This is a genomic window from Halobacterium sp. KA-4 (genome assembly GCF_021028995.1).
GTDB lineage: Archaea > Halobacteriota > Halobacteria > Halobacteriales > Halobacteriaceae > Halobacterium.
Window position 1 is genome coordinate 129,029 of record NZ_JAJJZG010000007.1, and the last position, 20,780, is coordinate 149,808.

Sequence of the window (20,780 nt, forward strand, 5' to 3'; positions counted from 1 at the left end):
GTCACCACGAGCGCTCCCCTACTAGCATAATCCGCCGATTCGGGGCGTGACGGAAAGCGGCAACATAGTCGGAAGACAACGGGCGCATACGCGCCTACGGGCTAGCGTGAGTCGATGGACGCAGGTGCAGACGGACGCGGCGCCGCGACGGACGGGACCGACGGCGACGTCCTCGTCGAACTCGACGGCGTGCGAAAGACCTACGGGGAGACGACGGCCGTCGAGGACGTGACGCTGCGCGTCGAGCGCGGCGAGTTCTTCACGCTCGTCGGACCGTCGGGCTGCGGGAAGACGACGACGCTGCGGCTCGTCAGCGGGTTCGAAGCGCCGACGGACGGCGCCGTCCGCATCGACGGCCGCGACGTCACCGGCGTTCCGCCGGAACACCGCGACACGAACCTCGTCTTCCAGCACCACGCCCTGTTCCCGCACATGACCGTCGCGGAGAACGTCGGCTACGGCCTCCGCAAGGACGCCAGCGTCTCAAGCGACGAGCACGACCGACGCGTCGCCGAGATACTCGACCTCGTCGACCTCGACGGGTTCGGCGACCGGTCGCCGACGGACCTCTCGGGCGGCCAGCAGCAGCGCGTCGCGCTCGCCCGCGCCCTCGTCAACGAGCCCGCCGTCCTGCTGCTCGACGAGCCGCTGGCGAGCCTCGACCGCAAGCTCCGCAAGCAGATGCAGTCGGAGCTGCGCCGACTGAACGACGCCGTCGACGGCTCCTTCTTCTACGTCACCCACGACCAGGAGCTCGCGATGGCGACCTCGGACCGAATCGGCGTGATGCGCGACGGCGAAATCGTGCAGGTCGGCACGCCCGAAGACGTCTACCGGAACCCCGCGTCCCCGTTCGTCGCGGACTTCGTCGGCGACACCAACCTGCTCGACGGCCGCGTCGAAACCGCGGCCGGCACGCCGACGCTGACCGTCGGCGACTGGCTCTCGACCCCCGTCGAGACGGACGCCACCGGCGACGTCACCGCGTCGATTCGCCCCGAGATGCTCCAGCGCGTCGACGACTCCACTACCGACGGCGCGTTCCCCGCAGACGTCCGCGAACGAACCTTCCAGGGCGAATCGGTCCGCTACCGCCTCGTTCCCATCGAAGCAGCGGGCGACGTCGAACTGCTCGCGTCAGTCCACGACCCGAGCACACCGCTGTCCCCGGGAGACGAGACGACGTTCGCGGTCACCGGCGACCCAGTCGTCTTCGACGACTGACGGCTCGCTAGCGTTGGTATCGTACTCGGCTGCTTACGGTCTCTTGTTTCGTAGCAGTTCGGTACGCTCCGCGTTCGTTGTAATGTGGTTCTCGCTCGCTGCTGCTCGCTCCGAACCACGCTGCTCGCGGGTCGCTTCGCTCCCCGCTCGCCGTGACGAGAGCCCTCCCTACGGTCGGGCTCTCGCTGTCTGCATCTGCTCGGAGTTGAACGCCTCTCCGACCGTCCCGTCGCTCCCGAGCACGATGACGCCCGCAGACGACCCAGTGAGTTCGCCGAACTCCTCGATGGCGCGGTCGGCCGCTTCCTGCGCGTCGAGCCCCGATTCGAGGTGGCGGACGGCGCGCCGCGTCAGCGTCGTCTTCGCGATGTCCTCGCCCGCGCCGGTCGCGGATGCAGCACCCGCGGGCGCGGCGTAGAACCCCGAGCCGATTTGCGGGACGTCGCCGACGCGCCCCGCGAGTGCGAGCCAGCGGCCACCTGTCGACGTCGCTGCAGCGAGGTCCTGGCCGTCGAATGCGACCGCGCCGACGGTGTCGTGGTCCTTCGAGGACGCTTCGCCATCCCTCCCCTCGGGGTCTGTCGTGCCGAATTTGTCTTGAATCCACTTCAGGTGGTCGAGCGGGCTGCCCTCGGGTTGGTCGTCGAAGTCGTCCCAGCGCTGCTGAGTGTCCTCGCTCCAGAGGTCGCACTCCACGTCGACGCCGACGTCCGCAGCGAAGTCGACGGCGTGGACGCCGTTCAGGAGGACGTGGGGTGTCTCTTCCATCACGGCACGCGCGACCGAGACGGCGGCCTCGACGCCGGGCATCGACGCCACCGCACCAGCATCACGGTCGCTGGTCATCACGCCCCCATCCGTCCGAATCACGCCGTCTGACTGGACCGCGCCGCCCGTCCCGGCGTTGAACCGGGTGTCGGCTTCGAGCACGCGAATCGCGGCCTCGACCGCGTCCACGGGGTCGTCCGCGCTCGCGCCCGCGTCGGCAGCCTCGTCGAGTGCCGCCTGGCGCGGCACCGGTTCGTCCACGCTCGTGCCCGCGCCGCCGTGTACGATGACCTGCATACGCCGACCTGCCGGGCCCGGACGCTTAGTGTGTGCGGGTTCGGGCCGCGTACCGCGGGAGCGCGGCGGTTCCGCGCGCGCTACGTCACGTGTTGACGTACCTGCGCGAAACAGCAGTCCTTTTAGGCGCCTCGGGTGACCTTCATACGACTATGAGCTACGAGAACGTCGACATCCCCGAGAGTGGGGAGAAGATTACCTACGACGAGGACGCCGACGAAATCGAGGTTCCGGACAACCCGATTATCCCCATCATCTTCGGGGACGGCATCGGGAAGGACGTCGCACCCGCTGCACAGAAAGTACTCGACGCCGCCGCGGAAGCGACGGGACGAAACATCGAGTGGGCGCGCGTCCTCGCTGGAGAGTCCGCACGTGAGGAGTACGGCGAGAACCTCCCCGAGGAGACCGTCGAAGCCATCCGCGAGCACCGCGTCGCCATCAAGGGCCCGCTGACGACGCCCGTCGGCGCCGGCTTCCGCAGTCTCAACGTCGCGCTCCGCAAGAAGCTCGACCTCTACGCGAACGTCCGTCCGACCTACTACCTCGACGGCGTCCCGTCCCCCGTGAAGAACCCCGAGGAGATGGACATGGTGAACTTCCGGGAGAACACCGAGGACGTCTACGCTGGCATCGAGTGGGAGGCCGGCACCGACGACGTCGAGGAGGTACGCGACTTCGTCGAGGACGAGATGGGCTTCGACGAGACCATCCACCAGGGCGACGTCGGCATCGGCATCAAGCCCATCTCGGAATTCGGCACGAAGCGCCTCGTTCGCCGCGCCATCGAGTACGCCATCGAGAACGACCGTGACTCCGTCACGCTCGTCCACAAGGGCAACATCATGAAATTCACCGAGGGCGCGTTCCGCGACTGGGGCTACGAGGTCGCCGCCGAGGAGTTCCCCGAGGAGACCATCGACGAGGACACCCTCTGGGAGGAGTACGACGGCGAAGCCCCCGAGGACAAGGTCGTCGTCAAGGACCGCATCGCGGACAACATGCTCCAGCAGCTGCTGACGCGCACGGAGAACTACGACGTTCTCGCGATGCCGAACCTCAACGGCGACTATCTCAGCGACGCCGCGGGCGCCCAGATTGGTGGTCTCGGTATCGCGCCCGGCGCGAACTTCGGCGACGGCCGCGTGCTCGCCGAGCCCGTGCACGGCTCCGCGCCCAAGCACGCCGGCAAGGACAAGGCGAACCCGACCGCGCTGATTCTCTCCGGCAAACTGATGCTGGAGTCCATCGGCTGGGACGACGCCGCCGACCTCGTCCACGAAGCCGTCGAGGACCAGATCAGCGAGCACCGCGTCACCTACGACCTCGAACGGCAGGTCGAGGGCGGCGTCAAGCTCTCCACCTCCGAGTACGCCGAGGAAGTCGTCGAGCGCATCGAAGAACTCGCCTGAGGCGAGTTCTTCGGGCCATCGGCTCGCGCCGAGGATATCGAGGACCTCGCGTAACGAGGTCTTCGCGCCGTCTCTAACTCGCTTCTTCTTTCGCCACACCACCGGCCAGCAACGCATCGGCGACAACGCATATGCGTCTCGGTAGCGTACTTCGGGGCGTGCCAGAGGACGACGACTTCGGCGGCATCGACGTACCGGGGATGGAAGATATCGCGCGGGCCGAGCAAGAACTGTCGGTCCACGTCGAGCGCCGCACGTACGACAAGCCCGTCACGGTCGTCGAAGGGTTCGACCCAGAAGTCACCGACGTCGGCGACATGGCGACCACGCTGAAGAAGCGTCTCGGCGCGGGCGGCACGGCCAAAGAGACCAGCGTCGAGGTGCAGGGCGACCACGAGGACCGCGTGAAAGACATCCTCGAGGAGGAAGGATTCACCGTCGAGGACTGACGCGGCGAGCGTCAGTCCGGGTCGATGCGTCCGAGCACGTCACCGCGGCGGAACTCCTCGTTCTCCGCGACGGTCCGCTCGACGAGCGTCCCCGTCGCGGGCGCGGGCACGTCGATGCTGACTTTCTCGATTTGAATCTCGCAGACCGCCTCGCCGGCGTCGACGTCCCCGCCCTCACGGACGAACCAGTTCGCGACGACGGCCTCGTCGACGTCCTCGGCGTCCTCGGGCCAGACCGCGGCCGAGTCGATGGCCACCGTCATTTGATCGATTCGATGGCCGCCACGATGTCGTCTGCGCCGGGGTTGACCTCGTTCTCCAGCGGCCGCGAGTACGGCACCGGGACGTCCGGGAGCGCGACGCGCTCGACGGCCTCCAGCGAGCCGAGCGCACGCTCGGCGACCCGGGCGGTGACTTCGCCGGTCACGCCGAACGACTGGTAGTCCTCGTCGACGACGACGAGCCGGCCGGTCTTCTCGACGGAGTCGACGACGGTCTCGGTGTCGAACGGCACGAGCGTGCGGAGGTCGATTACTTCGACGTCGACGTCGCCCGCGAGTTCCTCGGCGGCTTCGAGCGCGCGGTGGACGTGTAGGCCGAGCGTGACGACGGTGACGTCGCTCCCCTCGCGTTTCATGTCCGCTTCGCCGAGCGGAATCGTGTAGTCTTCCTCCGGAACCGGTGTCTTCGGGCCTTCTGGCGCGGGCATCCAGCCGATCCCCATCAGGCGCTTGTGGAACATGTAGACGACGGGGTCGTCGTCGCGGATGGCGGCGTGCATCAGCCCCTTCGCGTCGTACGCCGTCGACGGCACCACGACTTTCATCCCGGGGAGGTGGGCGAATAGCCCGTACAGCGTCTGGGAGTGCTGGGCGGCGTCGTTGTACGTGCCGCCGACCGCGGTCGTGAGTACCATCGGGACGTTGACCGCGCCGCCGCTCATGTACGTGTTCTTCGCCATCTGGTTGTACACCTGGTCGAGGCAGACGCCGACGAAGTCCGCGAACATGATTTCCGCGATGGGGCGCATCCCTGCCTGTGCAGCGCCGACCGCCGCGCCGACGTACGCGGTCTCACTGATGGGGACGTCCATGATTCGGTCACGGCCGAACTCCTCGAGCAGGCCTTCCGTGGAGTCGAAGATGCCGCCGTAGTCCTGGACGTCCTCGCCCATGTAGAAGACGTCGTCGCTGGCGCGCATCTCCGCGGCGACGGCGTCGACCATCGCGCGACTCATCGTGAGTTCGCGGTCCGCGCCGCCCGTCCCGGGGTCGCTGGCGGGCTTGGACATCAGTCCTCACCCCCGCTAGCCGCGGCAGTACCGTCCACGAACACGTTCTCGTAGGCGTCCTCCGGGGCGGGCTCGGGCTGGTCGCGCGCCCACTCGATTGCGTCCTCGACGCGCTCCTCGGCCGTCTCGCGGATTTCGTTCAGTTCGGCGTCGTCGACGCCGTGCTCGCGGAGGTCGTCGGCGAGACGTTCGATGGCGTCGAGGCGCTGTGCGCGCTCCTGGTCCTCGTCGGGTCGGTAGCCTTCGGCGTCTCCCATGAAGTGCCCCATCCGGCGGTGGACCTGTACGTCGAGCAGCGTCGGGCCGTTGCCGTCCCGCGCCCGGCCGACTGCGTCGCGGGCGGCCTCGTAGACGGCGACGGCGTCGTCGTGGTCGACGCGGACGCCAGGCATGTCGAAGCCATCGGCGCGTTCGGCGGTGTTCTCGACGTCGGTGACGCGCTCGACGGGCATGCTAATCGCCCAGTCGTTGTCCTCGACGACGAACACAACCGGGAGGTCGTGGAGGGCCGCGAGGTTCAGCGACTCCAGGAACGCGCCCTGGTCGACGGCACCCTCGCCGAGGTACGCGACGGCGACGCTGTCCTCGTTGCGCTTCTGGGCGGCCATCGCGGCGCCGACTGCCGGGGGACAGCCCTGCGCGATGATGCCGCTGCACGCGAAGTTCACGTCCGGGTCGAAGAGGTGCATGTGACCGCCTTTCCCCTTGCAGAGGCCGGTTTCGCGCCCGAGTATTTCGGCGGTCATCCGCGGGAGGTCGACACCCTTCGCGATAGCGACGTGGTGCGGGCGGTGGGGCGCGGTGACCGTGTCCTCGTCCCGGAGGTGTGCACAGACGCCAGCGGCTGCGGCCTCGTGGCCGGCTGCGAGGTGGAGTTCGCCGGGAATCGTTCCCGCGGAGATGTCGAATGCAGGCTGTTTACCCTCCAGGTAGACTTCCTGCAGGCGCTCCTCGTAGTACCGCGCCGTCACCATGTCCTCGTACATCGACTGTATTGTGTTAGCGCCCACCATACTCGGTCGTGCGTCGGCAACCACGATAAAAGTTCGCGAAAGAACATGAATGATAGTCGCCAATCAGCGCTCGTCCGCGAGCGGATTCGCGGGCACGCCGACCTGCTCGTGGCGCCGATAGACGTAGGCGGCGGCGACCAGCGGAGCGACGAGCGGGACGACCATCAGGAAGTACAGCGCCGATGGGTTCCACGCTCCCGTGGCGGCGAGGTACTGTTTGTCGAAGTAGACGAACGCCGGCGAGCACAGCGCGAGCAGGAAGCCGAGCGCGACGACGGCGAACACCGGGAGCATCGCGACCGCGTCCGGCGGGAGGACGACGCTGAGCGCGAGCGTGACGGGGAACGTCGCCGCGAGGAGTGCAATTGGCACCCACCAGCGGTCGCTGCTCCCGTGTCGGCGGGTGAGTCGGTCACGACGGAGACGACGACACGGGCCGGTATCAGTATTGTCCATGTTCGCGCCGACAGCGAGCGCGTGGGGACGGGACGTTTATCAGCGAAGCCGCCCGAATCGGAGGTGATGACGTACGCGGTCGTCGGCTGTACGGACTGTGGCGCGCTGTGGGTCGTGGAGGGACGCCCCGACACCTCGGGGTGTCCGCGCTGTGAGCGGCGCCACCAGTTCTCAAAGCTCCGGAAGTTCGTCCAGGCCGACGACGAGGACCACGCCCGCGAGGTGCGGGCGTCGATGCTGGCGAACCGCGCGGGCCACGGCGACGCGTTCGCGGAGCTGGACGACTTCACGACGCTCGGCGACTTCGCGGAGGACGCCGGGATGAGCGACGAGGAGTTCCTCGACTCGGCAGGCGTGGACGTCGAGGAGGTGTCGGCCGTCGAGGAACGCGTCGAGCAGTCCGGGCGCAGCCTCGGGAAGCGCGAGGCCGTGCGGACGGCGCTGCGCGAACTCGACGAACCCACGGAAGCGGAGGTGAAGGCGTTCGCGGCCGAGCACGGCGTCGACGGGGAGTACGCCGAGCGCGCGCTCGACAAACTCCGGCGTGCTGGCGACGTCACCGAGTCCGGCGACGGGTTCCGGCTACTGTAGCCGGCGACCCACACGTTCTTGCCGGTGGCTGTGCGAGGTTCCGACGATGGACGGACGGCTGGCGCGAGTCTGGCAGGTTGTCGTCGGTGTGACGCTCGTGAGCGCAGCGGTCGTGGTCGTGCTGGCGAGCACGGACCCGTCGTGGCCGGTGCCCGGCGTGTCGACGCTGGCGGCGCTGGCTGGCGTGTTCGTGGCCGGGTTCACGCTCGCCGCAATCCTGCGCGTGCTCGCCGGCGAACACAACTACGGCGTCGGGAACCTCCTCGCAGTTATCGGCTGGCTCCTCCTGCTGTTCGGCGAACTGTTCGAGAGCGAGGCCGCGACTGTCGGCGGTATCGCGGTCGTGCTCGCGGCGGGCTCGTACCTCGTCTGGCTGGCCCTCGATTAGAGCGGGCCGCTGGGGAGCGCGCGCAGCAGCGTCAGCACGAGGACGAGTACCGTCAACAGCAGCTTCAGCACCCGGAGCACGCGCACCGCCCGCGACCGTCCCTCCGGCTCGTCACCCGAGTGTGCGTTCATATTCCAGTCCAGGGAGTGCGGTAAAATAACTCCGTGTCTGCCGCGGGGTGAAACTGAAAGTGCTCAGAACGTGGCGGCCAACAGGACCGCGCCGGCGACGCCGACGCCGGACAGCCAGCATACGACGTCGAGCGGGTCCGGAACGGGGAGGATGCGGTCTGGCTGGTGGTCCGACGGGTCGCCGGCCTCGGCCCCGACGAGGACGCTTCCAGCCGCGGTCTCGATGCCGGCGTCCGTGGCACCGACGACGGCGGGGACGACCAGTAGCGGGACGCCGAGCGTCAGCACGCCGAGCAGTTTCAGGGGGAAGTCCACGAGCACGGCGACGCCCGCTAGCAGGGCGACGGTGACGGGGCCAGCGACGACGCCGTAGCGAAGCGCCGCCGTACGGAGGGAGTCGCTCGCCATGCGCGGCGAATCGCGACGCCGCCGGAAATGTCTTCTCTTGAACAGTTCAGCGGCCGAGCTCGGCGTGCGCCGAGGAGAGGTGGCGGGACGCGAGCGCGGCGAGCAGGCTGAGTTCACCGGCGAGCGCGCCCGCGGCGATGATTTCTGCGAGCGCGTCGGCGTTCGTCCCGGCCGGGTCGCCGCCCCCTCGCACGCCGAGCACGTCCAGCGCCTCGCGCTGCGTCGGGAGTTTGGTGCCGCCGCCGACGGTCCCGACTTCGAGGCTCGCGAGGTTCACGGAGGCGTACAGCTCGTCGCCCCTGTCTTCGACGGTCGTGATGGCGTTCGAGCCCTCGACGACCTGCGCGGCGTCCTGCCCGGTCGCGAGGAAGACGGCGGCGACGGTGTTCGCGGCGTGCGCGTTGAACCCGAGGCTGCCGGCCTTCGCGGAGCCAATCAAGTTCTTGCGCATGTTCGCTTCCTCGATGGCTTCTGGCGTGGTGTCGAAGCGCTCCTCGACGACGTCCCGGGGGATGGTGACGTCCGCGGTGACGGTGCGGCCGCGGCCCTCGACGGCGTTGATGGCGGCGGGCTTCTTGTCCGAGCAGAGGTTCCCGGAGAGCGCGACCAATTCGGCGGGCGTCTCCGCCTCCACGACGTCGGCGGCGGCCTCGGTGGCGATGGTGGCCATGTTCATCCCCATCGCGTCCTTCGTGTCGTAGGCGAACCGGAGGAAGACGCTGTCGCCGACGACGTACGGCGTGACTTCGGTGAGTTCGCCGTGGCTCGTGGTGCTCTCGGCGGCCTCGCGGAGCGCGTCGACGTTGTCCTCCACCCACTCCGCGACTTCCGCGCCCTCAGTAATGTCCTCGACGCGGAAGACGGGTGCGCGCGTCATCCCGACTTTCGTCACGCGGGCGTTCGCGCCGCCGGCCGCGGTAATCGCCGAGCAGCCGCGGTTGACGGAAGCGACCAGCGCGCCCTCCGTCGTCGCCAGCGGGAGGTAGAACTCGTCGTCGGCAGCGCCGCCGTTGACCGCGATAGGGCCGGCGACGCCGAGCGGGAGTTGGGTGCCGCCCGCGAGGTTCTCGATGTTCGGGTCGACCTCGTCGGCGTCGAACGCGAACGCGCCCGTGGCGTCGAGGTTGGCGTCGGTCTCGCGTTCGAGAACTTCGCGGCGCGCGGCCGCTGCGGTGTCGGCGTCGGCGTGGCCTTCCAATTCGTAGAGCCGGAGGTCGCCGTCCTGCACGCGGTCGGCGAGGTCGCTGGCGTCGGTCATACCGGGGCGTCGTCGGCGCGAGGCCCTGAAGGTTGCCCTTTCACGTGCGACGGCCGACTCCCCGAGGTAAATAGTGGGTTATATCACTCAGTAATCGAGAGTCGCGGGTATGACAGTCACCGCGATGCTGTCGGTCGCACCGCTGGACAGCCCGGACGTCGACTTCGACGCTCAGATAGCGAAGGCCATCGACGCGCTCGACGACTACGACGTGCGCTACGAGACGCACCCGATGGAGACGACAATCGAGGGGGAGAGCCTCGACGAGGTGTTCGCTGCGGCGCAGGGTGCGACCGAGGCCGTGGCCGCGAGCCGCGTCAGCACGAACCTCAAAATCGACCACTTCCGCGAGGAGGACCTCGCCGTCGAGGAGAAAGTCGACCGCGTGGAGGCACACCTCGGGCGCGCCGCTGCCAGTGCCGACGCGCGCAACGGAGGGGCCGAGCAGTGAGCCGGGAGAGCGGCGAGCGTTCGTCGTCGCGCCGCGACTTCGTGGCGGCCGTCGGGAGCGCGACCGCACTCGGGCTCGCGGGCTGCATCGAATCCACGGACGCGAGCGAGCCGTCCACGACCACCGAGGGGACGACTACGACGACTGGCGGGACGACGGCGACCACGTCGGGCGAGCCGCAGTCGTTGAAGATTGGGACGACGCAGGCGTACGTCGACGCGGTGTCGACGAGCGCAGGCGACTGGGTGAAGTCGACGTTCGAGTCGGAGTACGACGTCGACTTCGAGTGGGTCGTCCGCGAGAACGAACTCAACGACTTCGTCCAGCGCAAACAGCAGGGCGTCGACCTCGGCGCGGACGGCTACGTCGGCGTCACGCCGACCGGACTGGTGCGCGCGGACCGCAACCTCGACGAGTCGCTGTTCGCGGCGTTCGACACCTCGCGCATCTCGAACAGCGACGACGTCGTGGACGCCTACCGCTTCGACCCCCAGCAGCGCGTGCTCTCGACGGGGTCGTCGTACGTCTGCATCGTCTACGACGAGAACGAGGTGGACGCCCCCGAGACCCTCGAGGACCTCACGAAGGACGCGTGGGCGGACAGTCTCATTCTCGCGAACCCGCAGAACACGGTAACGGGCCTGAGTTTCCTGCTGTGGACGGTCCAGGAGTACGGACCGGACGGCTACCTCGACTACTGGGACCGCCTCGTGGACAACGGCCTCCGGACCTCGGGGTCGTGGAACGCCGCCTACACCGCGTACTCGAACCAGGAGGCGTCGATGGTCGTCTCCTACAGCACCGACCAGGTGTACGCCTCCCAGAGCGAGGACACCGACATGGCGCGCCACCAGATTGCGTTCCCGAACGACCAGGGGTACGCGTACGTCTCCGGCGTCGCGCAGTTCGCGGACAGCGACAACGGCGACCTCCTGCACACGTTCGCGGACTTCATGCTGGAGGCCGAGACCCAGCGCGAGGTCGCGGTGAAGAACGTCGGCATCCCGACGGTGTCGGATGCCAGCCTCCCCCAGGAGATGCAGCAGTACGCCCACGTTCCCGAGAACAAACTCCAGTACGGCTACGAGACGCTGCGGGACAACGCCGACGAGTGGCGCGAGGACGTGTCGCGTCGCATCGCCACGCAGTAGCCAGTCGCGGCGACCGCTTCCCTAATATCTATGCGGCCGGCCCTCCGCCTTCGAGACATGACTGCGGCAGCCGACCTCGTGTTGCGCAACGGCGAGGTCCACACGCTCGGCGACAGCGAGGAGACCTACGACGCGCTGGCGATTCGGGACGGGCGCGTCGTCCAGCTCGCCAACGACTACGACGTCGGATTCCTCGTCGGGACCGGCACCGAGGTAATCGACCTCGACGGCGGCGTCGTCCTCCCCGGGTTCGTGGACGCGCACACGCACATGGAGACCGTCGGCCAGTACGGTGTGCACGCGGACCTCCGCGGCGCGAGCGGCCCCGAAGAAGTCACCGAGCGCCTGCAGGAGCGAGCAGCGGAGACGGACGACGAGTGGATTCTGGGCTACGGCTACGACGAGTCGACGTGGGACGCCGACGACCTCCAGCAGTCCGACCTCGACGCCGTCAGCGAGGAGCGGCCGGTGGCAGCCATCCGCGAGGACATGCACACCGCGACCGTGAACGCCGTCGTGCTCGACGCGTACGGCGAGGAGTTGCCCGACGGGGACGTGCTCGGCGACGGGCGCATCGTCGAGGATGCCGTCGAAGTCGTCTACGAGGCGACCGAACCCGGCCCCGAGGAGACCGAGTCGCTGCTGCGCGCGGCCCAGCGGGAGGCCAACGAGCAGGGCGTGACGTGCGTCCACGACATGGTGCGGCAGTCCCACTCGCCGCGGGCGTTCCGCGAATTGGACCTCGCCGACGAACTGACCGTCCGGGTGCGCCTGAACTACTGGAGCGACCACCTCGACGCCCTCCTTGAAACCGGCTTGTGGACGAACCACGGCTCTGAGATGGTCGAAGTCGGCGGCGTGAAGACGTACACTGACGGCAGTCTCGGCGGCCACACTGCGAAACTCTCCGAGCCGTACGCGGACGCCCCCGAGGAAACCGGGCAGTGGGTCGTCGACCCCGACAAACTCCGAGACTTCGTAACACGTGCGGACGATGCCGGGCTCCAGGTGACCGCGCACGCCATCGGCGACGAGGCAATCGACGCCGTGCTCGACGCCTACGAGGAGTGCACAGACGCCGAAGCGAGCCGTCACCGAATCGAGCACGCCGAACTCGCCAGCGGCGACGCCATCGAGCGCATGAACGAGTTGGGCGTGGTGGCGTCGATGCAGCCGAACTTCCTCAAGTGGGCCGGCAGCGAGGGGCTCTACGAGGACCGCCTCGGCACGGAACGCCGCGAGGCGAGCAACCGCTTCCTGGCCTACCGCGACGCGGGCGTCCCGCTCGCGTTCGGCAGCGACTGCATGCCCCTCGACCCTCTCTTGGGCGTTCACTACGCCGTCAATCCGCCCGCAGAGTCGCAAGCACTCTCGGTCACGGAGGCACTCCGTGCGTACACCGCGGGCGGCGCGTACGCCGGCTTCCACGAGGACGAGATGGGGACAATCGAGGCGGGCGCGTTCGCAGACCTCGTGGTGCTCGACGAGTCGCCGTGGGAGCAGCCCGAGGCAATTCGGGACATCGACGTGCAGGCGACCGTCGTGGACGGCGAGGTCGTCTACCGCGCGGACTGACGCAACGAATACGTGGCTGCGCGGGCTACGGCCGCCCATGTCCGCAGCCGCCCTGCTGCTGTTCGTCGGCGTGTTCGCTGTCGTCGCGCCGCTGGCGCTCTACGTGTTCGTCCGGTCCGAAGCCGAGAACACCGAGCGCATGAGCCGCGAGGAAGCCCGCGAGCGCGTATCCCGCGAACAGGACGACGACCGCCGGTAGCGCCCGCTACTCCAGCAGCGTCTCGCCGGTCATCGCGGTCGGTTTCTCGATGCCGAGCAGGTCCAGTAGCGTCGGCGCGACGTCCCGGAGCGCACCGTCCTCGCGGACGTCGCTGGCCCTCTCTTCGCTCTCCTCGGCGGGGAGGTGGACGAACGGGACGGGGTTGAACGTGTGCGCGGTGTGGGGGTCCTCGTAGGTGCCCATGTCGTCGGCGTTGCCGTGGTCGGCGGTAACGCAGACGTCGGCGCCGGCGTCGCGGAGTGCGGGGACGAGCCGTGCGAGTTGGCTGTCGACGGTTTCGACGGCCTCGATGGCGGCCTCGTAGTCGCCGGTGTGTCCGACCATGTCGGGGTTCGCGTAGTTCAACACGAGCACGTCCGGGTCGTCGGCGTCGAGGACGTCGAGCGCGACGTCGGTGACGCCCTCGGCGCTCATCTCGGGCGCGAGGTCGTACGTGGGGACGTCCGGGCTCTCGACGATTTCGCGGCGTTCGCCCGCGAATTCGACCTCGCGGCCGCCGTTCAGGAAGTACGTCACGTGAGGGTACTTCTCGGACTCGGCGACCCGCAGTTGGGTGAGGGAACGCTCTGCGAGCACCTCGCCGAGCGTGTCCGCGGGGCGCTCGGACTCGAACGCGACCGGGAGGTCGAACGTCTCGTCGTACTCGGTCATCGTCGCCACCGGCACCTCCGGTGGGTCCGTCGAGACGCCTTCTTCCTCCCAGTCCTCGGGGCGGATGTCCGCGAGCATGCGGACGAGTTGGCGCGCGCGGTCCGCGCGGAAGTTGCAGAAGACGACCGCGTCGCCCTCGCTGAGCGCGTCTCCGCCCCGAACGATGGTGGGTTCGACGAACTCGTCGGTGTCGCCGCGGTCGTAGCTCTCCTGGACTGCTTCGACCGCGGACTCGGCGCGGTGGTCGCCGTTCCGGTCAACGATGGCGTCGTACGCGCGCTTCGTGCGCTCCCAGTTCTGGTCGCGGTCCATCGCGTAGTACCGGCCGATTACGGTGGCGACGTCGCCGGTGTCGTACTCGTCGGTGACCTCCCGGAGGGTCTGGAGGTAGTTCTCGCCGCCGTGGGGCGCGGTGTCGCGGCCGTCCGTGAACGCGTGCGTGGTCGCGGGAAGGTCGCGGCTCGCCGCGCACTCAAGGAGTGCGTGGAGGTGTTCGTGGTCGGAGTGGACGCCGCCGTCGCTGACGAGGCCCATGAAGTGGACGCGGCCGCCGGTGCGTTCGACGTGGTCGAGCGCGCCGCCGATGGCGTCGTTCTGGCAGAGTTCCCCGTCCGCAATGGCGTCGTTGATGCGGGTGTACTCCTGGAGGACGACTCGGCCCGAACCGATGGTGAGGTGGCCGACTTCGCTGTTGCCCATCTGGCCGCGCGGGAGACCGACCTCGCGGCCGTGGGTGGTGAGCGTGCCGGAGCCGCCGCGGCGCGAGTACTCGTCGAAATTCGGCGTGTCCGCCGCGAGCACAGCGTTCAGTCTGTCGTGGTCGGCGAGCCCCCAGCCGTCGAGAATCACCAGCGCGGCCTGCATGTTCGGGGGTCCGCAGGCCGCCCGTATTTACGTGTCGTCTCCGGCCGGTGCGTCAGTCGCCGTCGGGCGCGCGGGCGTCCGCCGTCGCGTCGACGTCGAACTCGGCGCCGCAGTCCGCACACACCATGTGGCGACCGGGAACAGTTCGTTGGGCCGCGACGAGCCCGCACTCGGGGCAGACGCTATACGGTCGCTCCTCGGCGGGTGCGCCGGGCTCTACGGCCATCCGAATCCAGGCGTCGGAGTCGGCTTCGTCGTAGAGTTCCACGCCGTCGTCGGTACGTCGCCAGTTGACCGTGGAGTCGCCCTGCGACATCTACTCCACCCTCTCTCCCCCGGCCATTTAACTATTCTGACAAAACTTACCTCGTACGCGAGTAAACGCCGCCACCTGGCGATTAGCGCGAGTAAAGAAGTCGGCACTCGTGGCCGCGCGAACGACGGACTATTTGGCCCTCCGCGCCCGAGGGGAGGCCATGACCCTCGACCCCGTCCACTTCGACGGCATCGCGGAACTCGCGAGTCAGATTCGCCACGAGGTGGACGCCGAGGAGCACCGCGACGTCGCCGAGGAGACGTGGGCGAACTACCTCGACCCGCTCTACGGCGACGACGGTCCCGTCCTGGAACCGCTCGCAGAACAGCGCCGCTCGGCCGCAGACCTCGAGGAGTTGGCGCTCCAGCCGTCGCCGTTCGACACCGCCCACGGCCTCGACTCGGGCACTATCAACCCGAAGACGTTCAAGAACGGGCTCGTGCTCGACCTCGCGCAGGCCGCGATGAGCGCGACGCCCAGCGACCTCGACCTCCATCGCTCGCGCACCGTCATCACGAGCGTCCACTCCAACGACGCCACCGTCCGCACCGACACGGACTGGAGCAAGTGGGACGAGGGGTACAGCCGCGGCCGTATCGTCCATACCACGCCGCTCGCCCGCGATCAAGAGCGCGTCGTCCACGGCCTCGCGCTCTACCTCGCGGAGAGCCACCACGCCCTCGAACACGCCGACGACGTGGGCGACCTCCTGCTGCTCGATGGCCCGGTCTACCCGAAGCAGTTGGTGAATTGGGCGGACCGCCACGCGAGCCTCGCGGACCTCGTCACCGAGAACGAACTCGTCGGCGAAGTCCTGGAGAATTACGTGCGCCTCGTCGAGCGCTTCGCCGAGAAAGACGTGCCGCTGGCGGGGTTCGTGAAGAGCCCGGCGAGCCAGGCGCTCGTACGCGCGCTCCGCGACCGCGGCCGGCCGACGCCGTGGGCCAGCGACGCCGCGTTCTTCGGGCAGGTGCTCGAACGCCGCAACTTCGACGGGCAGGACTACCACCGCATCACGGACGAATTGGCGTGGACGGGCTGGTTCACGTCCACGCTCGGCGCGGACGGCGTGTTCGCCGACGCGAGCGAACTCGGCGTCGAACGCGAACTCCCCGCGGAGTGCTACGAAGTCGCGTTCTTCGTCGTCTACGATCCGCGCACCGACCTCGTCCACAAGGTCGAACTGCCGCGCGCGTTCGCCGACGGCGAGGACTGCCGGGACGCCGTCGAGCGCTACGTCACCAGTCAGGTCGCCACGGAAGCCGGGCCGCCCAAGCCCGTCGGGAAGGCCGATGAACTCGCGCGCATCGGCGCGACCGAGAAGGAAGAACTCGTCCGCAAACTCGAACGCTCCTTCGACAGCCGCCGCGACGAGAACTACGACGACCAGCGCTGGGACACCTGATTGCGCGGCCCACGAACCCGCGTCCACCTTTAAGCCCGGGGAGCGGAGAGCTCCGAGTGAATGACCGACCGCGCCATCGAGACGCGCAACCTCACGAAGCGGTACGGCGACGAGACCGCCGTCGAGGGACTGGAACTCGCCATCCCCGCCGGCAGCGTCTACGGCTTCCTCGGCCCGAACGGCGCCGGGAAGACCACCACCATGCGGATGCTCACGACGCTCACGAAACCCAGCGACGGCACCGCGACAGTCGCGGGCGCGGGCGTCGCGGACCGGGACGCCGTCGTCTCGAACGTCGGCTACCTCCCCGAGGAGCCGCCGCTACACGCCGAACTCACGGGCCGCGAGCAACTCCGCTACATCGCCGGCCTCCGCGACCTCCCCGAAGCGGAAGCAGAAGCCAGAATCGACGACCTGCTCGACCGCTTCTCACTGGCCGGCGACGCCGACAAGCGCATCAGCGCGTACTCGAAGGGGATGAAACAGAAGGTCGGCATCATCCAGGCGATGCTCCACGACCCGGACGTGCTCTTCCTCGACGAACCGACGTCGGGGCTGGACCCGCGGGCCGCCCGCACCGTCCGGGACACCATCGCTGACCTCACCGAGGGCGACGCTACCGTCTTCCTCTCGACGCACATCCTCCCGGTCGTCGACGAACTCGCGGACACCGTCGGCGTGCTCTACGACGGCCGCCTCGTCACCGAGGGCTCGCCGGAACACCTCAAGACTCGCGCGGAAGCCGGCGACGAGCGCACGCTCGAAGACGTCTTCCTCGAAGTCACCGGCGGCATCGGCGACGCTGCCGAGGAGGCCTGAGATGCCCGCGTTCCCGGACCCGAACCACGCCGTCCGCATCGCTGCCAACGAGCTCCGCATCGCGTGGCGGAAACTCCGCGGGAAGAGCACCGCCCAACTCGCGTCCGTCGGTATCGTCGCCGTCTTCGGCGTCGCGTTCACCGCGGCGGCCGCCTACGGCGCGTACCTGGGTGGCCGCGGCCTGGCAGAGAACCCTGGCGAACTGAGCCAGCTCGTCAGCCTCGTACCCGCCGGCCTCGCCACCATCACGCTGTTCATGGCGGCGTACCTGACTGTCGTCCAGCTCGGCGACATCGACGTCCGCGACGGCTACCTCACCACGGTCCCCGCCCGCGATGTGGTGGGTGGCCTGCTGCTCTCGGGCTACGTGCGCGCTGCCGGCCTGTTCACCGCGCCACTGTTGGTCGCGTCGGCTGCGTTCGCGGTCGGCGCGCGCTCCCCGCTGACGTTCCCGCTCGCGGCGCTCGCCGTGCTCGCGCTCACTGCGACCGCGTTCCTCGTCGGCTTCCCAATCGGCGTCGGCATCGCCTACCTCGCCAGCCGGTCCGCAATCGTCGTGCGGTTCAAGACGCTCATCGGCGCCGCCGCGTTCCTCGCGTACTTCGGACTCATCGTCTCCGGCACGTTCGACGAGGCCATCGACCCGATTCTCGGCGTCGCGCAGGCCTCGCCCGTCTCGTGGTACGCCGACCTCGCCGTGCTCGCGGTCGTCCCCTCCGCAAGCGCCGCGAAAGCCGGCGTCGTTCTCGCTGGCTCCGTCGTCCTCGGTGCGGGTGGCGTGCTCGCTAGCGTCCGGCTCTCCGAGCGCCGCTGGTACACCGAGAGTGTCGAGGCCGGCGAGCACGAGACCGACTCCGTCTCCGGCGGCCGCCTCGACCGCCTCGTCGGGCGGCGGCCCGCGTGGGTCGCGCGGAAGAGCTGGCTACGCGCCCGTCGCGCCCCCATCAAACTCGTCTTCGTCGCGTACCCCGCGTTCCTGCTCGTGACGCCCGTGCAGGCGAGCGTCGAAGCCGGCCACGTCACTTCTTCACTTCCGCCCTCTATCGCACTGTACGGCGCGTGGATGACCGGCGCCGCGTTCACCCTCAATCCGCTCGGCGACGAGGGCGCAGTGCTCCCTGTCACTGCGATTTCAGGCATTTCGGGCCGCGACTTCGTCGGCGGGCTCGTCGTCGCGAGCGCCGTCTTCGGCGTCCCACTGACGGTCGCCGTCGCTGGCGGGCTCGCCGTCCTCAGCCCGCTCCCGCCAATCGCGCTGGCGTGCACGGTCGTCGCGGCCGCGGTCCTGCCGGTGCTCGCCGCGGCACTCGCGGCTGGCGTGGGCACGACCTACCCGAAGTACCACGCCACCAGTATCAGCCGCAGCCGCGAGGTCGTCGTCCCCTCGATGTGGGCGTTCGGCGTCTACACGCTCGCGTTCCTGCTCACTGCCGGCATCGCCACCGCCGTACAGGTCCCTGCGGCTGCCGGCGCGCTCGCAAATCTCCTCGGTATCGCTGACGCCGCCGCCCACGTCGGCGCGCTCGCTGTCGGCGTGCTCCTCGCAGGAATCCCCGCGACTGTCTCCGTCCGAATTGCGGTGCGCGCGTTCGACGACTACACCGCCTAGAGTTCGGCTTCGTGCTCGGGCTCGACCTCGATGTCGACGTCCGCGGGATCGACGCCGATGCGCGCGAACTGCGTGCGGACGTGCTCGCGGGCCGCGTCCAGGGCCTGCTCGCGCGTGTCGAACCCGCGCGGCATCGGCGACTCGAAGGCGACGTTGACGTCCTTCCCACCGACCTCTTGGGTGCTCCCACCGCTCTCTACCGCGTAGAACTCGTCGCAGACCCAGACGTACGGCGCTGCCTCGTCGGGCGCGCCCTTGAACGACGGCGCTTCCTCGCCGCGCTCGTACAGCGTCCCCGTCAACGTCGTCCCGGCCGCCGAACCGCGCACCAGCAACATGCACGACCGTACGAACGCGACGGGCATAAGCACGCGGACACCGGGCACGGAGGGAGGGAAAGGGGTTAGTGCGCGGCCCGCCACTCCGAGAGCATGAGCGACCTCGGGGACTTCGCGGACCACGACCGCGGCGACGACGCGGACGCCGCCGAGAGCGACGCCGACGACTTCGAGCGCCCGGACCTCGACGACACTGGCAGCGACGACGGGCTCGGCGCGCTCGCCGTCTCGGAAGGCCTGCGCATCCACGAAGACGGCCAGGAGACCGCGCTGAAGGCGTACGTCACCGCGAGCAACCGGTCGTCGGTCCGGCTCGGCTCGTACCTCGTCGCGCCGTACCCCGGCGGCGAGAAACTGTTCTGCAAGATTACCGGCCTGGAGTACGTGCAGGCGTTCCAGAGCGACGATGCCACCGAGATTCACGCCCGGCGCGCGATGCGCTCGGAGAGCGTCGACGAGCAGGACTACAAATTCCTCGCGGAGTTGAAGCCAGTGGCCGTCCTCTACCGGGACGGGGACGACCTCAAGCGCCGGATGGCCGACCGCGTGCCCAAGCCGGAGACGGTCGTGCGAGCGGCCGACGACGCCACCGAAATCAAGACCGGACTGAAGATTCCCGAGGAGGGTGTCTTCCTCGGCCACCTCTCGGTCGGCGGCGAGAAGGTGCGGACCGCGGCAGAGCCACCGACCATCGACTACCGCGTGAAAGACGACTACGAGGCTGGCGACCCGCTCGTCTTCCGGCACACGCTGGTTGCGGGTGGGACGGGGTCCGGGAAGACCCACTCCGCGAAGAACGTGCTCCGGCAGTACCTCCACGAGGACCGCCGCTACCCCGTGGACACGGGCGGCGCGGAGCGCCGGATGGCGGTCGTCCAGTTTGACCCGCAGGACGAGTACGCGCAGATGCACGACGACAACCCCGAAGCCGACGCTAGCGACGAGCGTCGCTGGGAGACGCAGGGACTCGCGCACGGCGGCCACGACGACACGGTCGCGTTCGTGCCGAAGGTTGGGTCGGCGTCGTACGCCGCCGATCACCACGACGCCGAACGCGTCGAATTCACGATTCCGTTCTCGATGGTGCGCTCGAACCCGTGGCTGGTCGCGTCCAGCGGCCTCAACGACAACCAGTACGGCGCACTCCACTTGCTGCTCGACCGGTTCTTCGGGCAGTATGGGCAGGGCGGCACGTACGAAGAGTTCTGTTCATTCCTCGACGACCCCGCACTCAAGGAGGAACTCGACGAGTCCGGGCGCGTCCACGAAGCGACCTATGAGGCCGTCTTGCGACGCGTCCACGGGATGCCGTCGGGGCTGTTCGACCAGGACGCGCGCCCGATTACCGAACTCGTGGAGGACCGGCAGTTCGTCCGTCCGGGCCGGCTATCGGTGGTCCCGACCTACCACATCAGCAACTCGCGGGCCGCCGAGACGGTGGTGCTGGCGGTGTCGAGCCTACTCGTCGACCAGAAACTCTCGAACGACCCGCGCTACGAGACCATCAAGGAGACGCCGCTCGTGGTCGGGATGGACGAAGCCCACAACTTCCTCGCGGACGCCGACAGCGTGCAGGCGAACAAGGTTGTCGGGAAATTCACGGAAGCAGCCAAACAGGGCCGCAAGGAGCGCCTCGGGCTGTTCCTCATCACGCAGGACCCCCAGGACATCGCGGACCCCGTGTTCAAGCAAGTG

At 68.7% G+C, this 20,780-nt stretch carries 24 protein-coding genes; 13 read left to right on the forward strand and 11 right to left on the reverse strand.

Annotated elements, in window-relative coordinates:
• The first annotated feature begins 114 nt into the window (after positions 1–114).
• A complete protein-coding gene (locus LPA44_RS09350) occupies positions 115–1,224 on the forward strand; it encodes an ABC transporter ATP-binding protein (protein ID WP_230889317.1) in 1,110 nt (369 codons plus the stop codon).
• Positions 1,225–1,392: 168 nt separating this feature from the next.
• Here LPA44_RS09350 and LPA44_RS09355 read toward each other — a convergent pair whose 3' ends face one another.
• Positions 1,393–2,289 (reverse strand): isoaspartyl peptidase/L-asparaginase, encoded by an 897-nt coding sequence (locus LPA44_RS09355; RefSeq protein WP_230889318.1) that lies wholly within the window; start codon positions 2,287–2,289, stop codon positions 1,393–1,395.
• A 152-nt stretch (positions 2,290–2,441) separates the two neighbouring features.
• On the opposite strand from LPA44_RS09355, the gene icd reads away from it, so the two are divergent.
• On the forward strand, positions 2,442–3,701 hold the full coding sequence (gene icd / locus LPA44_RS09360; protein WP_230889319.1) for an isocitrate dehydrogenase (NADP(+)): 1,260 nt from the start codon (positions 2,442–2,444) through the stop codon (positions 3,699–3,701).
• Between the two features lie 158 nt (positions 3,702–3,859).
• Positions 3,860–4,150 (forward strand): translation initiation factor, encoded by a 291-nt coding sequence (locus tag LPA44_RS09365; RefSeq protein WP_230889320.1) that lies wholly within the window; start codon positions 3,860–3,862, stop codon positions 4,148–4,150.
• A gap of 11 nt (positions 4,151–4,161) precedes the next feature.
• On the opposite strand, the gene LPA44_RS09370 is transcribed toward LPA44_RS09365, so the two are convergent.
• The 4 genes from LPA44_RS09370 to LPA44_RS09385 all read right to left on the reverse strand — a co-directional run bounded on the left by LPA44_RS09370 (position 4,162) and on the right by LPA44_RS09385 (position 6,910).
• A complete protein-coding gene (locus tag LPA44_RS09370) occupies positions 4,162–4,413 on the reverse strand; it encodes a lipoyl domain-containing protein (protein WP_230889321.1) in 252 nt (83 codons plus the stop codon).
• On the reverse strand, positions 4,410–5,441 hold the full coding sequence (locus LPA44_RS09375; RefSeq protein WP_230889322.1) for an alpha-ketoacid dehydrogenase subunit beta: 1,032 nt from the start codon (positions 5,439–5,441) through the stop codon (positions 4,410–4,412). Before LPA44_RS09375 ends, LPA44_RS09370 begins: the two co-directional genes overlap by 4 nt.
• Positions 5,441–6,454 (reverse strand): thiamine pyrophosphate-dependent dehydrogenase E1 component subunit alpha, encoded by a 1,014-nt coding sequence (locus tag LPA44_RS09380; RefSeq protein ID WP_230889323.1) that lies wholly within the window; start codon positions 6,452–6,454, stop codon positions 5,441–5,443. The genes LPA44_RS09375 and LPA44_RS09380 overlap by 1 nt, the downstream gene beginning before the upstream one ends.
• A 63-nt stretch (positions 6,455–6,517) precedes the next feature.
• The gene (locus LPA44_RS09385) at positions 6,518–6,910 is read right to left on the reverse strand and encodes a hypothetical protein (RefSeq protein WP_230889324.1); all 393 of its coding nucleotides are present in this window, start codon (positions 6,908–6,910) and stop codon (positions 6,518–6,520) included.
• A 66-nt stretch (positions 6,911–6,976) separates the two neighbouring features.
• Between LPA44_RS09385 and LPA44_RS09390 the strand changes: the two genes are divergently transcribed.
• Positions 6,977–7,501: a DUF5817 domain-containing protein gene (locus LPA44_RS09390; protein WP_230889325.1), complete on the forward strand. Its 525-nt coding sequence runs from the start codon at positions 6,977–6,979 to the stop codon at positions 7,499–7,501.
• 46 nt (positions 7,502–7,547) lie between these two features.
• Positions 7,548–7,889, forward strand: a complete 342-nt coding sequence (locus LPA44_RS09395) for a hypothetical protein (protein ID WP_230889326.1) — start codon at positions 7,548–7,550, stop codon at positions 7,887–7,889.
• On the opposite strand, the gene LPA44_RS18080 is transcribed toward LPA44_RS09395, so the two are convergent.
• The 3 genes from LPA44_RS18080 to hmgA form a co-directional block, all read right to left on the reverse strand.
• A complete protein-coding gene (locus tag LPA44_RS18080; RefSeq protein ID WP_269069896.1) occupies positions 7,886–8,020 on the reverse strand; it encodes a hypothetical protein in 135 nt (44 codons plus the stop codon). The two genes, LPA44_RS09395 and LPA44_RS18080, sit on opposite strands and share 4 nt — an antisense overlap.
• Positions 8,021–8,083: 63 nt before the next feature.
• Positions 8,084–8,428, reverse strand: coding sequence for a hypothetical protein (locus LPA44_RS09400; RefSeq protein ID WP_230889327.1), 345 nt, complete (start codon positions 8,426–8,428; stop codon positions 8,084–8,086).
• 46 nt (positions 8,429–8,474) lie between these two features.
• Positions 8,475–9,686 (reverse strand): hydroxymethylglutaryl-CoA reductase (NADPH), encoded by a 1,212-nt coding sequence (gene hmgA / locus LPA44_RS09405; RefSeq protein WP_230889328.1) that lies wholly within the window; start codon positions 9,684–9,686, stop codon positions 8,475–8,477.
• Positions 9,687–9,795: 109 nt separating this feature from the next.
• On the opposite strand from hmgA, the gene LPA44_RS09410 reads away from it, so the two are divergent.
• Genes LPA44_RS09410 through LPA44_RS09425 form a run of 4 tightly spaced genes read left to right on the forward strand, consistent with a single transcriptional unit; the run spans position 9,796 to position 13,062 of the window.
• Positions 9,796–10,137, forward strand: a complete 342-nt coding sequence (locus LPA44_RS09410; protein WP_230889329.1) for a thiamine-binding protein — start codon at positions 9,796–9,798, stop codon at positions 10,135–10,137.
• The gene (locus LPA44_RS09415; protein ID WP_230889330.1) at positions 10,134–11,288 is read left to right on the forward strand and encodes a thiamine ABC transporter substrate-binding protein; all 1,155 of its coding nucleotides are present in this window, start codon (positions 10,134–10,136) and stop codon (positions 11,286–11,288) included. The genes LPA44_RS09410 and LPA44_RS09415 overlap by 4 nt, the downstream gene beginning before the upstream one ends.
• Positions 11,289–11,345: 57 nt before the next feature.
• Complete coding sequence (locus LPA44_RS09420; protein WP_230889331.1) at positions 11,346–12,863, forward strand: amidohydrolase; 1,518 nt, start codon at positions 11,346–11,348, stop codon at positions 12,861–12,863.
• Between the two features lie 37 nt (positions 12,864–12,900).
• Positions 12,901–13,062: a hypothetical protein gene (locus LPA44_RS09425; protein ID WP_230889332.1), complete on the forward strand. Its 162-nt coding sequence runs from the start codon at positions 12,901–12,903 to the stop codon at positions 13,060–13,062.
• A gap of 6 nt (positions 13,063–13,068) precedes the next feature.
• Here LPA44_RS09425 and gpmI read toward each other — a convergent pair whose 3' ends face one another.
• On the reverse strand, positions 13,069–14,598 hold the full coding sequence (gene gpmI / locus LPA44_RS09430) for a 2,3-bisphosphoglycerate-independent phosphoglycerate mutase (protein ID WP_230889333.1): 1,530 nt from the start codon (positions 14,596–14,598) through the stop codon (positions 13,069–13,071).
• 52 nt (positions 14,599–14,650) lie between these two features.
• Positions 14,651–14,914 carry a hypothetical protein gene (locus LPA44_RS09435; RefSeq protein WP_230889334.1) on the reverse strand — a complete coding sequence of 88 codons (264 nt, stop codon included), beginning with the start codon at positions 14,912–14,914 and terminating at the stop codon, positions 14,651–14,653.
• A gap of 160 nt (positions 14,915–15,074) precedes the next feature.
• Between LPA44_RS09435 and LPA44_RS09440 the strand changes: the two genes are divergently transcribed.
• Genes LPA44_RS09440 through LPA44_RS09450 form a run of 3 tightly spaced genes read left to right on the forward strand, consistent with a single transcriptional unit; the run spans position 15,075 to position 18,747 of the window.
• On the forward strand, positions 15,075–16,319 hold the full coding sequence (locus tag LPA44_RS09440) for a DNA double-strand break repair nuclease NurA (RefSeq protein WP_230889335.1): 1,245 nt from the start codon (positions 15,075–15,077) through the stop codon (positions 16,317–16,319).
• 60 nt (positions 16,320–16,379) lie between these two features.
• Positions 16,380–17,138 (forward strand): ABC transporter ATP-binding protein, encoded by a 759-nt coding sequence (locus LPA44_RS09445; RefSeq protein ID WP_230889336.1) that lies wholly within the window; start codon positions 16,380–16,382, stop codon positions 17,136–17,138.
• A gap of 1 nt (position 17,139) precedes the next feature.
• Complete coding sequence (locus tag LPA44_RS09450) at positions 17,140–18,747, forward strand: hypothetical protein (RefSeq protein ID WP_230889337.1); 1,608 nt, start codon at positions 17,140–17,142, stop codon at positions 18,745–18,747.
• On the opposite strand, the gene LPA44_RS09455 is transcribed toward LPA44_RS09450, so the two are convergent.
• The gene (locus tag LPA44_RS09455) at positions 18,744–19,085 is read right to left on the reverse strand and encodes a DUF7113 family protein (protein ID WP_230889338.1); all 342 of its coding nucleotides are present in this window, start codon (positions 19,083–19,085) and stop codon (positions 18,744–18,746) included. The genes LPA44_RS09450 and LPA44_RS09455 overlap by 4 nt on opposite strands.
• Before the next feature lie 93 nt (positions 19,086–19,178).
• On the opposite strand from LPA44_RS09455, the gene LPA44_RS09460 reads away from it, so the two are divergent.
• A partial coding sequence (locus LPA44_RS09460) for an ATP-binding protein (RefSeq protein WP_230889339.1) occupies positions 19,179–20,780 on the forward strand: 1,602 nt, incomplete at its 3' end.